Origin of the sequence: Mesorhizobium montanum, assembly GCF_033977145.1 — a bacterium.
Taxonomy (GTDB): Bacteria; Pseudomonadota; Alphaproteobacteria; order Rhizobiales; family Rhizobiaceae; genus Mesorhizobium; species Mesorhizobium montanum.
This window is the reverse complement of the sequence record NZ_JAVIJF010000010.1, coordinates 182697-197722: the sequence shown is the minus strand read 5'-3', so window position 1 is coordinate 197722 and position 15026 is coordinate 182697. Positions and strand designations below refer to the sequence as shown.

14 protein-coding genes and 1 pseudogene are annotated in these 15026 nt (G+C 62.0%); 10 read left to right on the top strand and 5 right to left on the bottom strand.

Features of this window, described 5'->3' with window-relative positions; translation table 11 throughout:
- Positions 1–2: 2 nt before the first annotated feature.
- On the bottom strand, positions 3–389 hold the full coding sequence (locus RFM68_RS15835) for a DUF302 domain-containing protein (protein ID WP_320233901.1): 387 nt from the start codon (positions 387–389) through the stop codon (positions 3–5).
- A gap of 340 nt (positions 390–729) precedes the next feature.
- Positions 730–2289 (bottom strand): bifunctional aminoglycoside phosphotransferase/ATP-binding protein, encoded by a 1560-nt coding sequence (locus RFM68_RS15830; protein ID WP_320233900.1) that lies wholly within the window; start codon positions 2287–2289, stop codon positions 730–732.
- Between the two features lie 636 nt (positions 2290–2925).
- On the opposite strand from RFM68_RS15830, the gene RFM68_RS15825 reads away from it, so the two are divergent.
- The 3 genes and pseudogenes from RFM68_RS15825 (at position 2926) to RFM68_RS15815 (ending at position 5183) form a co-directional block, all read left to right on the top strand.
- Entirely contained in the window at positions 2926–3762 is an 837-nt protein-coding gene (locus RFM68_RS15825) for a universal stress protein (RefSeq protein ID WP_320233899.1), read from the top strand.
- 230 nt (positions 3763–3992) lie between these two features.
- Positions 3993–4223: pseudogene (locus RFM68_RS15820) on the top strand (IS256 family transposase); the annotation flags it as partial.
- A gap of 537 nt (positions 4224–4760) precedes the next feature.
- Positions 4761–5183 carry a hypothetical protein gene (locus RFM68_RS15815; RefSeq protein WP_320233898.1) on the top strand — a complete coding sequence of 141 codons (423 nt, stop codon included), beginning with the start codon at positions 4761–4763 and terminating at the stop codon, positions 5181–5183.
- Between the two features lie 642 nt (positions 5184–5825).
- On the opposite strand, the gene RFM68_RS15810 is transcribed toward RFM68_RS15815, so the two are convergent.
- Entirely contained in the window at positions 5826–6863 is a 1038-nt protein-coding gene (locus RFM68_RS15810) for a LacI family DNA-binding transcriptional regulator (protein WP_320233897.1), read from the bottom strand.
- A gap of 284 nt (positions 6864–7147) precedes the next feature.
- Between RFM68_RS15810 and RFM68_RS15805 the strand changes: the two genes are divergently transcribed.
- From RFM68_RS15805 to RFM68_RS15775, 7 genes are all read left to right on the top strand, one after another.
- Positions 7148–8167, top strand: coding sequence for a sterol desaturase family protein (locus tag RFM68_RS15805; RefSeq protein ID WP_320233896.1), 1020 nt, complete (start codon positions 7148–7150; stop codon positions 8165–8167).
- A 96-nt stretch (positions 8168–8263) separates the two neighbouring features.
- Positions 8264–9244, top strand: a complete 981-nt coding sequence (locus RFM68_RS15800; protein ID WP_320233895.1) for a sugar ABC transporter substrate-binding protein — start codon at positions 8264–8266, stop codon at positions 9242–9244.
- A 168-nt stretch (positions 9245–9412) separates the two neighbouring features.
- The gene (locus tag RFM68_RS15795; protein WP_320233947.1) at positions 9413–10414 is read left to right on the top strand and encodes an ABC transporter permease; all 1002 of its coding nucleotides are present in this window, start codon (positions 9413–9415) and stop codon (positions 10412–10414) included.
- Complete coding sequence (locus RFM68_RS15790) at positions 10414–11211, top strand: ATP-binding cassette domain-containing protein (RefSeq protein ID WP_320233894.1); 798 nt, start codon at positions 10414–10416, stop codon at positions 11209–11211. Before RFM68_RS15795 ends, RFM68_RS15790 begins: the two co-directional genes overlap by 1 nt.
- Positions 11212–11342: 131 nt before the next feature.
- Complete coding sequence (locus RFM68_RS15785) at positions 11343–11654, top strand: MocE family 2Fe-2S type ferredoxin (protein WP_320233946.1); 312 nt, start codon at positions 11343–11345, stop codon at positions 11652–11654.
- A gap of 1 nt (position 11655) precedes the next feature.
- On the top strand, positions 11656–12438 hold the full coding sequence (locus RFM68_RS15780; protein ID WP_320233893.1) for a TIM barrel protein: 783 nt from the start codon (positions 11656–11658) through the stop codon (positions 12436–12438).
- A 9-nt stretch (positions 12439–12447) separates the two neighbouring features.
- A complete protein-coding gene (locus RFM68_RS15775) occupies positions 12448–13260 on the top strand; it encodes a 3-methyl-2-oxobutanoate hydroxymethyltransferase (RefSeq protein WP_320233892.1) in 813 nt (270 codons plus the stop codon).
- A gap of 557 nt (positions 13261–13817) precedes the next feature.
- Here RFM68_RS15775 and RFM68_RS15770 read toward each other — a convergent pair.
- Together RFM68_RS15770 and RFM68_RS15765 are read right to left on the bottom strand one after the other, a co-directional pair.
- On the bottom strand, positions 13818–14240 hold the full coding sequence (locus RFM68_RS15770; protein WP_320233891.1) for a CBS domain-containing protein: 423 nt from the start codon (positions 14238–14240) through the stop codon (positions 13818–13820).
- A gap of 224 nt (positions 14241–14464) precedes the next feature.
- The gene (locus tag RFM68_RS15765) at positions 14465–14719 is read right to left on the bottom strand and encodes a hypothetical protein (protein ID WP_320233890.1); all 255 of its coding nucleotides are present in this window, start codon (positions 14717–14719) and stop codon (positions 14465–14467) included.
- Positions 14720–15026: the final 307 nt, after the last annotated feature.

Below are 15026 nucleotides of genomic sequence, written 5' to 3'. Positions count from 1 at the left end.
CGTCAAAGTTCGCTGATCATTTCCTGCAGCAACAGCCGAACATCCTTTGCCGTCGCGGCAAGCTGCGGGTTGTCGATGGCTCCCATCGCCGCCATCGGATCGATGGCCGCTACCTCGACCTGTCCGGGGGCGGTCTCGGTCACGATCACGTTGCAGGGCAGCATGGCGCCGATCTTGTCCTCGGCCTGCAGCGCGCGCCATGCGAAATGCGGATTGCAGGCGCCGAGGATCATGTATGGCTTGAAGTCGACGCCCAGCTTGACCTTCATCGTCTGCTGGACATCGATCTTCGTCAGGATGCCGAAGCCCTTGTCGGCAAGCTTCTTGGTGACGTGTTCGATCGCCGCGGTGAACGGCATCTCGAGGCCTTTGCTGAGATAATAGCTCATCGGATTCTCCTTCGACGGCGATGCTCGCTCATGCTCGCTAGGTGAGACAGCATGAGGCAGCATCGCTGTAGCTAGCCGCAAGGGGACGGATGACGCTTTGATCCAGCGCAATGAATGCCCGGCGCCTTCGGTCCATCGGCGTCGTCGGCGCGACCGAGCGCGTTGGCCCAGTCGGTCGCGTTGTCTTCGACAAGATTGTTGGCGGCGGCTCCGAGGGGGAGATCTGGCCGGTTAATCGCCAAACATTCGCGCGTGGCTGGTCACCGCTGCTACGGCAGGGTTGCCGATCTGCCGGGCGGTCCCGATCTGGCCGTGATCGTGCGAGCGGGCCGAGCCAGCCCTATGATCCGGTCTTCCTGAGGCTGACCGCGGATGAAACAGCGCCCTCAATCGAGGTCACCATCTCGGCCGTGATTTCGGCTACCTTGCGGTTCGCCTCGATCTTGCGCCAGGTCAATGGGCCGGGATCGCGCTGCAATTGCCGCGACAGGATGTCGAGCGTGGCATCGGAGGGCCCACCCTTGCGCTCGCTGACCCGGCGCCAAAGCACCGACGGATCGGCCACCAGCCAAAATCCCGCAAACGGGACATTTGTCCCGCTCGCGGCGCGCTCAACCCTGCCGCGATCCTCCGCCTTGTCGAAGACGGCGTCGGCGACGACGGAGCCGCCTTCGGCAAGGATCAACTCGGCGAGCCAGGCTATCTGGCGGTAGACGCGTTCCGATACGCCGGGCCGGTAGGCCTTGTCCGGCAGCCTCGTTTCGGCCGCCACGCCATGCATGGCCTTGCGGATGCGGTCGCTCTCGACGATCCGGGCGCCGGGCGGCGTGCCGATCTGAGCAGCGAGCGCCTCGGCGATCGTCGTCTTGCCCGAGCCGCTCAAACCGCCGATCGCGACAAGCCGGGGCGGCGTTTCGGTCAGGAGGGCTAGCGCAAGCTCGAAATAGGATCGTGCTTCGGCAGTCAGCTTTGTGGAGTCCTGGCTGCCCTCCTCGACCTGCGTCGCGGTCACGTGAGCGCGTACCGCTGCCCGCACCGCCATGAAGAATGGCAGGAGGATGAAGCCGTCTTCGTCATCGGCGTCGTCGAGATAGCGGTTCATCACCAGATTGGCGAATTGCGGAAACCCGCAATGCCACAGATCCATAAGCAGGAATGCGATATCGTAGAGGACATCGACGGTGGCGATCTGATCATTGAATTCAATGCAATCAAACAGGCGAGGCTCGCCATCGAAGACGCAGATGTTGCGCAGATGCAGGTCGCCATGGCAGCGGCGGACTCGGCCTGCCGCCATGCGCCGGTCAAGCAGGCCGGCATGGCGGGCGAGGGCGTCGCGAAACGCCGCGTTGAGCGTTTCGATCTCCTTTTCGCCGAACACGTGGCTTGTCGCAAATCCGGCCGAATTGATTTCCAGCACGCCGCCGATATTTGCCGACCCGCCGCCGGCATGGATCACTTCGGCCCCGCGGTGGTATTGCGCAATCATGCGCGCCACGCTTGTCATCAGCGCGGGGGTTAACTTCCCTGCGGCGGCCATGCGATCGAGAAGCTTCGACTGATCGAAGCGGACCATCTCGATAACGCCGTCGACCAGTTCCCCCGACCCATCCAGGGCAAGCCGATCTCCTGCGCGCGTGATGCGGTGGACATCGAGATAAAGACCAGGCGCTGTTTTGGAGTTCAACTCCACTTCCCTTTCGCACGCGGCGAGCCGCAACTGCGGCGTCGAAAAATCGACATAGGGCAGCTTGACCGCCCGCTTCATCTTGAATGCGCGTCGCCCGACAAGGAAGATTCGGGAAATGTGCGTTTCGATCGTCTCGACGGGACCAGCCTCGCCATAGCTGGCAGGATCCCCCAACATCTCGACCACGACATCCTGGTTCTCAGCGATCATTGCGTGTGCCCTTGGCCTTGGTTGCATCATCGTTCGGCCTCGCCGACTGAAGTCTCGCGAGGCCTGCTAACGCTGAAGCGTCTGCAGGTAACCGGCGAGGTTATGGAAGCGTTCCGTGGTCACGGCCTCTCCACGGTAGGCGCCGTAACGCTTTACGTCGTCAGGCAGAAACTGATTGCCCCAGACCGGCATGTCGCGCTCGCCGTGCGCCGATACGAGGCCGCGACCGTCGATCGTCGCAAAGACCCCGCCGGTAGGGAAATTCCCCGCTATTGCGTCTTGTCAGCGTCGTCAGATCGGAGGGGCGCTTCCGCAGTTCGTCGGCCATGGGCCCGCCGCCCCTGCCGTCCACGCCGTGGCGGACCGCGCAGGAATTCAGATATTCCTGCTGCCCATTGCTCATCTCCTGTGCCGCCGCGGCGCTCAGCGTCAGCGCTAGAAGACCCATCGCCGTCCACAATCTTCATTGATCCGCCTCCAGCCATCAATGTCAGGCTAAAGCGTGCGACGCGCGCATACGTTGACCGGGATCAATCCCGCGGAGGGATCGGTTTGATTCAGCGCAAGGAAGGATTCCGATCGGCTCGCTACGGCTAGCTCCTATGTGAAACCTTTCTCGAACAAGGAGCGGCCACCATGCCATTCAAGACATTGCTCACGGTCACAGGGCCCGATCACGGAGACGATGATCTGAGGCTCGCCGCTGGCCTGTGCGAAGAAATCGATGCCCATCTCTGCGTGCTTGTTCTGCTCATCGCTGCGCCCCCTTCAGGCGGAGAATACGCAGCGGTGGTCTCGCCGGCCTGGCTCGCAGAACGCGAAGCCGAAGTGGAAATCCTGGAGAGGCGTAGTTCGGTGGTATCCAAAATGCTGTCGGAAAGCCCGGTGTCGGCTGACCTCAGCAGCGATTACCCGGAGCAGTCCTGGGCGGATGAAATCATCGGTCGGCGTGCCCGCTACGCCGACTTGACCGTTATCGGGGCGGAAATGCTCGCAAGCCGCTCGCTCAAGGAGAAGGTCATTGCAGGTGGATTGTTCTCGTCCGGGAGGCCGATCCTGCTGGTCCCCAAGGGAGCGCGCGTGACGTTGAAACCAAAGCGCGTCCTAGTCGCGTGGGACGCCAGCCTGGAGGCGTCGCGCGCCGTACGAGAGTCGCTCGGCATCCTGTCAGCAGCCAATGAGGTACGCATCGTCATGATCGACCCGATCGAGGACGAACGGCACCATGGTGCGGAACCTGGAGCGGATGTGGCGACCTATCTCTCCCGGCATGGCGTGAAGGTCGCGGTGGATCGCCTGCCGAGCTCTAACCATTTTGTCGCCGACGTTCTTCGCCAGCACGCGATCGACACGGGCGCCGAGCTGATAGTCATGGGTGCTTACGGTCATTCCCGGCTGCGCGAGCGTATTTTCGGCGGCGTGACGAAGTCCCTGATCGAGGAACCCGGACTGCCGATCCTCATGGCTCGTTGAAGAGTGCATCTGGCAGGAGGCGAAATCGAACCCATATGCTTCGCCTGCCGAGCCGCTTCTTCTATATTGTCTGGTCGCGTCCCCACAGGTGGTGTAGCTCGGCGGTTGCGAAGCCGCTCGCGAGCGCGCCCTAAACGGCGCTGTAGCGAGCGAGCTGCTTTGCGGTGGTCATCGACAGTTCGCCGGTAAGGTCGGGTTGCTGACACCAACCTGATTCGAAGGAACCATCGATGACGGACGACATGATGAACCTGCGCGCGCTCGTGGAGAAGACTCCGGATTCCGATCTTTTGCGCGAGATGATTGGCTTTGCCGCCGAGCGGCTGATGGAGCTGGAGGTTGGAGCCGCGACCGGCGCCGCCTATGGCGAGAAGAACCCGTTGCGCACGGCCCAGCGCAACGACTATCGCGATCCGCGCCGCCAGCGTCGGATTGATAGCATCCTTGCCCGCCTCGATCGCGCGCTGAAGTGCAAAGCCGATCGCAGCCGGTCGCTGCGTTGCCGGCACATCATAAAGGCTCAGCCCTTCAAGAATCTTTGGCCAAAGGTAGCGAACGTAGTTGAACGGCAGATCGCCGGGACGATGCTCGGTGGGAAGGTCCAGCTTTCCGAATTCGTCTCCACCTACGGTGCTCGCTACGCGACGCATTGTCTGATGCACCATATCCAGTGAGATAGTTCCGCCGCAGGCTTGAGACGCGCCCAACGCCAAGCTGAGCAACGCGAGTTCGCTCTCTATGAGATAGCGGTTGGGAAGGTCGCCGAAGAAATAGCGATGGCGGTCCTTGCCTTCTATCATCATGAGATTGCTGACGGGCGGATAGTTGGGGCCGGGGACTTCGCTCAACGCGGCGGCCAAGCATGAGAAACCGCCGGTCGATGCGAGAATCGCGATGAGGTCTTCCATCCGCGCGCCGCGATCCTTGGCGATCATATCGAACAGCAGACGGCCTACAAGCCGCGGGCAACTTCTACTGGCCGACCGTGACGGACACCAATGGCATCAACCACGACATCGACCGGATTCCCGCAGGGACGACGGGTCCGCAGCCTGGAGGTCGACGACGGCATCTTCGCGCTGTACCCGGAATTCACTCTCCCTGCGGACATGACCGTGCTCCGCGACGCCACCTTGTCGCCGCGGGTCCGGCTTCCGGAGAACATGACCGTAAGGCGGGTTCTGGAACTCTCGCTGCGCGCCGACGGCGACCCGCTGATCGTTCTGCCGGAGAGCCTTGACGCGGAAGAGATCCGGGTTGGTGCGCTGGAAGACGTAGCCCGGCCGATCCCCACGCACCTAGCCCATCGATTCCGCTATCGTATCCGGAAATTGACGGGGCATACGTTTTCTCAGATGACCTGGGTCGAGGAAGACCGCGGGCTCGATAATCATGGTGGGGAGCCGCTCTTGCGGCCCTGATTGCGTTCTTGATTGGTTCTATAATCATGGTGACTCCGCGGCTATGGAAGACGATGAGATCATCCTGACGCTGCGCTGGCGGAGAACATGGCCAGATCGGGAGGATGACTTCTCGGCGGGGCCCGACGGTTACGACGGTAGCCAACTTTGTTGACCGCCGTAGCTATAGCTTGGCTAGTCCCGAAGTGGTGTAGGAGTGGCGTGACGCATAGAAGAGGTCGACACCTAAGACTACCTAAGTTCGGGCATCGTCAGGTAAGCTATTGAAATTACCCTAGAAATTTGGTAGCGGGAGAGCGCTACCGCCTTTCCCCCCAACTCAGAGACCATGCGATATTTTCTACAGTGTCGGGCGTGATGGGCCTGGCTCGGTGCTGCAAAGACCCGTAGGGAACGGGAGAGTCCGACCCGAAAGCTATCCATGACGCGAACGGCAGCTTTGCGCCCAATGTCGGCCGTTTTCCGGCGTGTTGGACTTTGTCCAAGAGCGGACGTCCGTGGAAAGCTATGCGTCGATGCCAGAAATGTCGTGCCCCATCTCGCCCCTGATGAGGATAGGCTCAGCGTTTTTTCCAAAGGGCGCAAGATCATGTTGGACCTTTGTCGGAACCTCCATATGAACGCTGTGCTGTAACCTTTGCTCTAAATATTCTCCCGCGTGTATACCTCGAACGGCAAGATGGCGGTCAAATTGCCACCATCGTTCGGGGCGGCAACGGCGCGGACCATGCCGGTCAGCGCTTCGAGCGCGATTCGGGCGAGCGGGTGCGAGATGATGAAGGTCAGCGTGCCGTCGAGCAGCGCCGAGCGGGTCGACTCCATCAACTCATAGCCGACGACGACGATGCTGCCGGCGCGGCCGGTGGAGCGCAGGGCCGCGATAGTGCCGGTGATGCCACCACCGGCGACATAGAGGCCGGACAGATCCGGATTTTCGTTCAGCAGCTTCTCGGTCATCTCCTGTGCGATGGCGCTCGATTCGAAGGTCAGCAGCGGCTCCAGCAGCGTGAAATCAGGGGCGTGCTCGCGGAAATAGGAGCGGAAGCCGCTCTCGTTCATTTCCTGGCAGCGATAGCGGTGATTGCCGACAAGGATGCCGAGCTTGCCAGGCGCCTTGCAGACATGCTCGAACACCCAGGCCGCGGTGCGGCCGACCTTCCAGCCGTCCAGCCCGATGTAATGAACCTGACCCGTCGCCGATATTTGCGAGATCAGCGCAAACACCGGCACGTTGCGGGCCTGCAGCGCATCGACCGCCTGGGTGACAAGCGGATGGACGGCGGCGACGACGCCGACGGCGTCGCATTCGGCGCCGAGCGCCAGCAGGCGCGCTCTGACATTCTGCGGCGACAGGTCGTCAAGAAACTCGATTCGCAGCTCTATCTCGCAGTCGGGCGTGGTCGGCGCCACCGCGCGCAGCGCCTCGGCGATGTTGCGGTAGAAGGCGCGGCCGGGCTGGTGCAGCAGGAAGCCAAAGCGGTAGTGCGGCCGGGCGGCCGCTATGCGGCTGCGCAGCGCGCCCATGCCGTAGAAGCCGATCTGCTCCGCCGCCAGCCTGACGCGCTCGCGCGTGCCTTGGCGGACGGCGCCGGTGCCGCTCAGCACCCGGTTGACGGTGGCCACCGAAACATTCGCCTCGGCGGCCACATCCCTGATCGTCGGCCGCTTGTTCTGATCCATTTCGTCTCATCCGCCTGTAGCAATTGATACGAAGATATCATTTATCGTGCCAGATTGATATGAATGACACAATCAGTTTGGAACAAACATTCTATTCTTGATTCATTTTGGATCAAGATGTTTATCTCGTCAAAAGCAAGCAAGGCGGACGCACCGCCAGCCCAGGGATAGCAGCAGCACAGCGCAGACGGGTTTCGCCCATCGCTCTCAGGCGGTGTGAGGCAGCGTGCGCGTGCGACCCGTCCCAAGGCGTTGCAGGTGCGGCATTGCGGGTGGAGGATTGCATGGACGATCTCAAATACGGCGTGCGCGACAAGCGCGGCGACTGGAAGCCCAACAGACGCATCGAGGGCGCGCCGTTGTGGAACTGGCCGCCCAGGCTGCCGAAGATTCTGGCGTGGCTGCCCGGCTATATCTGGCCGTGGAATGCCTTCCATATGGCCACGGCGCTGCTCTACTGGTTCTATATCGTGCCGAGCGTCGAGACGATGAAGACCATCGGCTGGGGCTGGGCGTTGTGGCTCTATGCCGTCAACGCAGCGGCGATCCTTGTCTTCTACGGCATCTTCGAGCTGCGCTACTATATCAAGCGAACCCAGGCGACGCGGTTCAAGTACAACCACAAATTCCCTGCCGACGCGCCCTCCGACGTTTTCTGGTTCCAGAGCCAGAACCTCGACAACTTCCTGCGCTCGTTCTTCATCACCATCCCGTTGTGGACCGTTGTCGAAGTCGTCTTCCTCTGGTGCTTTGCCAATGGTTACGTGCCGTGGATCGGCTGGTCGGATCACCCGGTCTACCTCGCTGCCCTTGTGCTGGTCGCGCCGGCCATCCACGAGGTGCACTTCTTCTTCATCCACCGGCTGATCCACTGGGGACCGCTCTATCGCTGGATCCATTCGGTCCACCACAATTCTATCAACCCGTCGCCCTGGTCGTCGCTGTCGATGCATCCGGTGGAAGGGTTCCTCTATCACGCGGTCGCCTTCTGGCACCTGGTCATCCCGTCCAATCCGATCGTCGCGCTATTCCAACTGCATGTCGCCGGCTTCGGCGCCGTCAATGGCCATCTCGGCTTCGACAAGCTGGAAGTGACCGACGACAAGGCTGTCGATAGCCACGCCTACGCGCATTACCTGCACCACAAATATTTCGAGGTGAACTACGGCGGCGACGGGCTGATCCCGCTCGATCGGTGGTTCGGCACCTGGCACGACGGCACCAGGGAGGGCGAAGCCATGATGGACGCCCGCTTCCAGAAAAAGAAGGAACGCATGAACGCCAAAGCCGCTGCGAACCATTGATCAAGCGACGCGACGCGCAACGGGAGAGGTGCGCGCCTGCGGATGAATTCGATTTTTTCTAAACCCGTCTGACGACGGCAACCGGGAGGAAATGAAATGAAAAACATCACGAAACTGTTGACCGCGATCATGCTTGCGGGCGTGGCAGCGACATCGGCCACGTCGGCCATGGCCGATGGTGCTAAGATCTTCGTCATCGGCGGCAAGGCGGACGACCCGTTCTGGTCGAAGGTCAAGAAGGGCGCCGACGATGCCGGCAAGGTCGCCGAACTGACCGGCGGCTCGGTGACCTGGCTCGGTCCGCAGAACTACGACAATCTCGGTCCGGACGCTGCCAAGCTGATCCGCACCGCGCTCAGCCAGAAGCCGAGCGCCATTGTCGGCCCTGACTGGGTGCCGGAGGCTATGGACGACGCCTTCAAGGAAGTCGTTGCCGCCGGCGTGCCGCTCATCATCTACAATTCCGGCGGCATGGACTCGGCCAAGCGGCTCGGCGCCATGAACTATGTCGGCAATGAAGAATATGCCGCCGGCCTGGGTGGTGGCACCTATTACGGCAGCCATGGCGCCAAGAACGTGCTGTGCGTCAACACTTTGCCGGGCGCCACCAACACCGAGGACCGCTGCAAGGGCATTGCCGACGCCATCGCCAAGAGCGGTGGCAAATCCAGCCAGTTGCCGCTGCCCTCGTCCAGCTTCGGCAATCCGACCGCGGTCGCCGAGGCGATCAAGGCCGCGGTGCTGAAAGACAACACCATCGACGGCGTCATCACCATCAGCGCCGGCGACGCCAACAGTGCCGCCAATGCCATCAGCCAGGCCAATGCCGGCGACAAGGTCAAGCTCGCCTCATTCGACATGGACGAGACCGGCCTGCAGCGCATCAAGGCCGGCACGCAAATGTTCGCGGTCGACCAGCAACCCTATCTGCAGGGCTATCTCGCGGTGTCGTTGCTGAACGGCTTCGTCAACTATGGGCTCGACCTGCCGACCAAGCCGGTGCTGACCGGACCGGGGATCGTCGACGCAGCCAATGTCGATGCGACGATGGCTGGTGCCGCGGCCGGCGCTCGCTAGCTTCTGCAGACAGAATGTCCGGCCCATCCGCGGGCCGGACATCATCTGCCACGCGCCGCCGACAACTGGCAGCGCCAGGCTCCCATTGTTCAAGCCAGGGACATTTCGATGACATCCCAAGCCCATAACCAACTCGCCGTGGTAGCGACTGCGCCCCCGCAATCTTCGATGCCCTCGATCGGCAGCCTCGTGCGCCGCCCCGAGGTCGGCTCGCTGATCGGCATGATCGCCGTTCTGGTGTTTTTCTCGATCTTCGGCGGCGCCAATTTCATGTCGGCCGGAGGTGCCGCGAGTTGGCTCAACGTCGCCTCGGAACTCGGCATCATCGCGCTTCCCATCGGGCTGCTGATGATCGCCGGGCATCTCGATCTCTCCGTCGGCTCGATGGTCCCCGCCAGTTCGATGACCATTGCCATCCTGTCGGGCCACTACGACCTGCCGATCATCGTCGGCATCCTCGCCGCGCTTGGCCTTGGGCTCGCCGTCGGCTTCATCAACGGCGTGCTGGTGATCCGCACCAAAGTGCCGTCCTTCGTCGTTACGCTCGCCACGCTGTTCGCATTGGCTGGCCTGACGCTCGGCCTCTCGGTCATCCTGTCCGGCAGCACCAGCGTCGCGCTGAAGAGCGGACCGACCGCCAAGCTGCTGTTCGGCGACTATCTCGGCGGTAAGTTCGAGGTGACGCTGTTCTGGTGGATCGCCGCCATCCTCATCGTCGGCTTCATCCTGAACTTCTCGCGCTTCGGCAACTGGATCCTGGCCATGGGCGGTGACGCGGTGAGCGCCCGCAATGCCGGCATCCCGACCGACCGGTTGACCATCGCGCTGTTCATGAGCAGCGGCCTGTGCGCCTCCTTCGTCGGCATGTCGCAGGCCATCCTCTACAACAGTGCCCAGGTGGCCGCCGGCCAGTCCTTCATCTTCAACTCGATCATCGCGGTAGTCATCGGCGGCGTGCTGCTGACAGGCGGCTACGGATCGGTGGTCGGCATCGTGCTCGGCACGCTGACCTTCGCCATCGTCAATCAGGGCATTTTCTACACCGGCTTCGACGCCAACTGGGCAAGCCTGATCATCGGCGTCCTGCTGCTGGCGGCCGTGCTGATGAACGACACCTTCCGCACCCTGGCGCTGACCTACGCGCCACGTGCCAAATCGAGGGCACGCTGATGACCACGCCCCTGCTCAGGCTGACTGGAATCAACAAGTCGTTCGGCCCGATCGACGTGCTCCACGACATCTCGCTCGAGGTCAACAGAGGCGAGGTGCTGTGCCTGCTCGGCGACAATGGTGCCGGCAAGTCGACACTGATCAAGATCCTCTCCGGTGTCCACAAGCCCACCTCGGGCACGATGGAGATGGACGGCAAATCCGTGGCCTTCGACAGCCCCCGCGACGCCAGTGACCATGGCATCGCCACCGTCCACCAGTTCGGCGGGACATTCCCGCTGATGAGCATCGGCCGCTCCTTCTTCGTCGGCGCCGAGCCGACGCGGCGCTGGGGGCCGCTGACCATCTACGACCGCAAACGGGCCAACGAGATCGCCGTCACCGAGATGCGCCAGCTCGGCATCACCCGCATCGACGACGGCGACCGCCTCGTCGGCGGACTGTCCGGTGGCGAACGCCAGGCGCTGGCGATCGCGCGCGCCGTGCATTTCGGCGCCAGCGTGCTGATCCTCGACGAACCAACCGCTGCGCTTGGCGTGAAGGAGGCGGCGCACGTGCTGCGCATTGTGCTCCAGGCGCGCCGCAGGGGCATCGCGGTGATCTTCATCACCCACAATGTCGTCCATGCCCTGACCGTCGGCGACCACTTCGCCGTCCTCATCAGAGGCGCCAAGGCCGCCGACTTCCGCAAGGGCGAGAAAAGCCGCGAGGCCATTACCGACCTCATGGCCGGCGGCGAGCAGATGGCTGAACTCGAAGCCGAGATCGAGAGGTTCTCCGCAGCTGATGTCGGGTAAGCGCCGCGCGGGGCGAGCAATGCGTGACCAGTGAAGATGCCCATCCTTCCTCCCGGGCATCTTCCTGTGCGGCCGGCGGAATTCTGCCGGCCGCATTTTCGACCAACCAAAGAACAGACGGCAGAGTGACAATGGCAAAATGGATTGATGCGTGCGCGACCGATGACATCGATGAAGAGGACGTCATCCGCTTCGACCACGAGGCCCGGACATTCGCCATCTACCGCAGCCCCGACGATGCATTCTTCTGCACCGATGGGCTGTGCACGCATGAGAAGGTGCATCTGAGCGATGGGCTGGTTATGGAACACAGGATCGAATGCCCGAAGCACAACGGCGTGTTCGATTACCGCACCGGTGAAGCGCTGCGCGCACCGGTCTGCGTGAACCTGAAAACCTACGCCACGAAGGTCGAGGACGGCCGCGTGTACATCGAGGTCTGACATGTCCGATACCTTTGCGCTTGCGGCTTGCGTCGAAATGCTCTGGCGCGACAAGCCGATGGAATGGCGTGTCAAGCGCCTCACCGAAATGGGTTTTCAGGTCGGCCTCTGGAACTGGCCCGAGCACGATCTCGCAATGCTGGAAAGATCGGGCGCGACCTTCTCGATCATGAACGGTTATTTGCGCGGCCGGCTGGCCGATGACGAAGGTGCTGCCGAACTGCTGAAGACGGCGAAAGAGACCGCGGCAGTCGGCAAGCGCCTCGGCGTCGCGCGGCTCAATCTGCACGGCACCGGGCTGGGCGATGGCGGTATGCCGGTCACGCCGTGCGAGATCGTCACCGGCGCGATGTGGCTCAAGGCGCGCGACACGCTGAACCGCATTGCCGACCTTGCCGAGACGGAAGGCGTCACCTTCACTCTGGAGAATCTGAACCTGCCGGTCGACCATCCCGGCGTGCCGTTTGGGCGCGCCGAGGATACGCTTGCACTGGTCTCGAGCGTCAACAGGCCCGGCCTGCGTCTCAATCTCGATCTCTATCACGCGCAGATCGGCGAAGGGAACCTGATCGAACTGTGCCGCGCCTGCCTGCCATGGATCGGCGAGGTCCAGGTGGCCGATGTGCCCGGACGCATGGAGCCCGGCACCGGCGAGATCAATTACCGGGGTATCGCCCGGGCGTTGAAGGACATGGGCTATCGCGGGCCGGTGGGCATGGAGGCGTTCGCCTCCGGCGACCCCGAGGCAGCACTGCTGGCCTTCCGCGAAGCTTTCACCGTCTAAGGAACGAAAATGGTCGCCAAGAGCACTCGCCCAACCGTCGCCGATATCCGCGCCATGAAAAGCCGCGGACAAAAGATTTCCATGCTGTACGTTACCTCGCTCGACGAGGCGGCGGCGGCGGATGCGGCCGGCGTCGACATGCTTTCGATCGAGGGCCGATTCTTCTCGCCCGAGATGCGCGAGGCGGCTGGCCGCTGCTTCGTGCAGGTCGGGCTTCCCTATGGCCCCGCCGGCAATCTGGTCACGGCGGAGGACTATCTGAAAACCGCCTACCACTTCATGCGCATCGGCGGCGACTGCTTCTACTGCGCCGCCTCGCTCGATATCCAAAAGGCGCTCTGCGACAACGCCGTTCCGGTCGTCGCCCATGTCGGCCTGATCCCTTCGCAATGCACCTGGACCGGCGGCTTCAAGGCCGTCGGCAGGACGGCCGACAGCGCGCGTGCGGTGTGGGACCACGTCAAGCGGCTGGAAGCTATCGGCTGCTTCGGCGCCGAACTGGAAGTAGTGCCTGACCGCGTCGCCGAACTGATCACTGGGAGTACGCCGATGATCATGCTGGGCATGGGCGCCGGGCCGCATGCCGACGCGCAGTATTTGTTCAGCGAGGATGTGCTCGGCCACACATCAGGCCACAAGCCGCGCCATGCAAAGACCTACCGCAACTTCGCTGCCGAGTATGAGCGGCTGCAGCACGAGCGCATCGCCGCCTATCGCGAATTCATCGCCGACGTCCAGACCGGCGCCTATCCCGAGCCACAGCACGTGGTTCAGATCACTGATGACGAGTTCTTCACCTTCAGGACCGCTCTCAGGCTTTAGGAAGCCAAGATACTCAACAGGCCGCGAGATCCTCTTGAAGGTCAGCTATCTCCGCTACTGGACACAAAAGCGGACAGTCTGCTTTTGGCCCCAAAGGCGACATCACAACATCTGCTCGGCGACGATCGCTTCAGGCGCATTTGCGACGTTCGTTGGCACCGTAAGGTAGCAGGCTCGGCCTTGAAATCATTGAGGATTTCTCGGACAGGGCTTTACCATAAATCCGCGTTTTTGTTATGATTTCAATAGCTTAAAGGTAGATTGGTAGCGGGAGAGCGCTACCGCCAATACAGCGCTGCAACTGAGTTCGTCTGTTGAAGGGACCTTGCAAGCGAGACCAGCAGGTTCAAATCCTGTCCCCGCAACCACTTTCATCATAACTCAATAACCGTCCCGATCTGAACAATCGGGGCGGTTTTTTGCGTTTTGCGTCTCTACAAGCCGGGTAATTGGCCACGAGGTCCGGACTGCCGGCGCGCTGTGGCCGGTTAAGGTCTTCGATCGAGAGCATGGGCGAAGCCCGACGGATATCGACTATCCGCCGGACGAGCCGCCCTTCAGTGGTGGTGGGCGGAAACGCTCTTGACATATTCGGACACAAGTTCCCTCGGCGCCGACTGACCGACGTCGCCGACGCTGAGGATGCCGACCATCCGCATACTCTTGTTGATCACCGGCAACCTGCGGATTTTCAGTTCCTCCATGTGCCGCATGGCCTCGGCCAGATCGTCGTCTTCGCGGCAGCAGTGAATGCCGGTCGTCATGACATCGCGCGCCGTCGCTGTGCGGCTGTCGAAACCATCCTCCGCCAGTCCTTTGCAGACAATGTCGCGGTCGGTCACCATTCCGATCAGCCGGTCGTTCTCTCCGATGGGAATCGAACCGATGTCCTCGGCTCGCATCAATTTCGCCAGTTCGGTGACGGTGGTTTCGGGGCTCACCCAGTCGACACCCTTGTGCATTGCGTCTTTGACTTTCATGGCGGACCTCCCCTTTCTGAGGTTGGTGCATGTCCCTCTGTCTCATGTTACCGCGGACTGAATTTTCTGGAAACAATGAGGAGGCGCGCCGGCACAGAACCGGTGGAGCCTCGACGAGTACGTTGAGTGCGTACCGATCGCCTTTCTCTTCGAACGGTCCAGCCGCTATTTTCTTCGGCACCACGCACCATCTGGCGCTCAGGGTGTTAGCGGATGGCACACAGTTAAGTCATTCTCCGAACGACCCAGAGTGACCGGCCCGCATGAGCGGTCCCGGACAACGGTCGAAGGCGAGGATCATCTTTGAGCCGCTCGGCCTCGACCACATCAAGAAGCAGGACCTGCTGATCGGTCTCGTTGGCGTTCGGCGTAATCCACCAGCGCCGATCCTCGCAGCAAAGCCCGGCCTCCGGATGTTCCTGGAGGTATTCAATCGCATATTCGGCGTCCACTTTTCTCGGTGCCGCATCCACGGACATTTGCTCGTTCCTCCGTCGGCGATCGCTTAGGGACTATACCTGACGATAGAGTCTGTTGCAGTGAGAACCCATCACGTCCGGCTGGCCTGCTGCCATCTAACCCGAATGTGCAACGAGGGCCTGCTCATCAAAGTCGGTTATGGCGTCTACCGCGCCGCAGATCGGGAGGCGGCATGATCAGATCTTGGCCAAACCCCAGAGCATGGCAATGTCTCCAGCGGTTCGATCGCGCTAGTAGAAGCTATGGCGGGAAATCGGCGACGTGGCCATGAGGTGCGCAGAGTGGCGGTGGCGCGATTAATCGGCA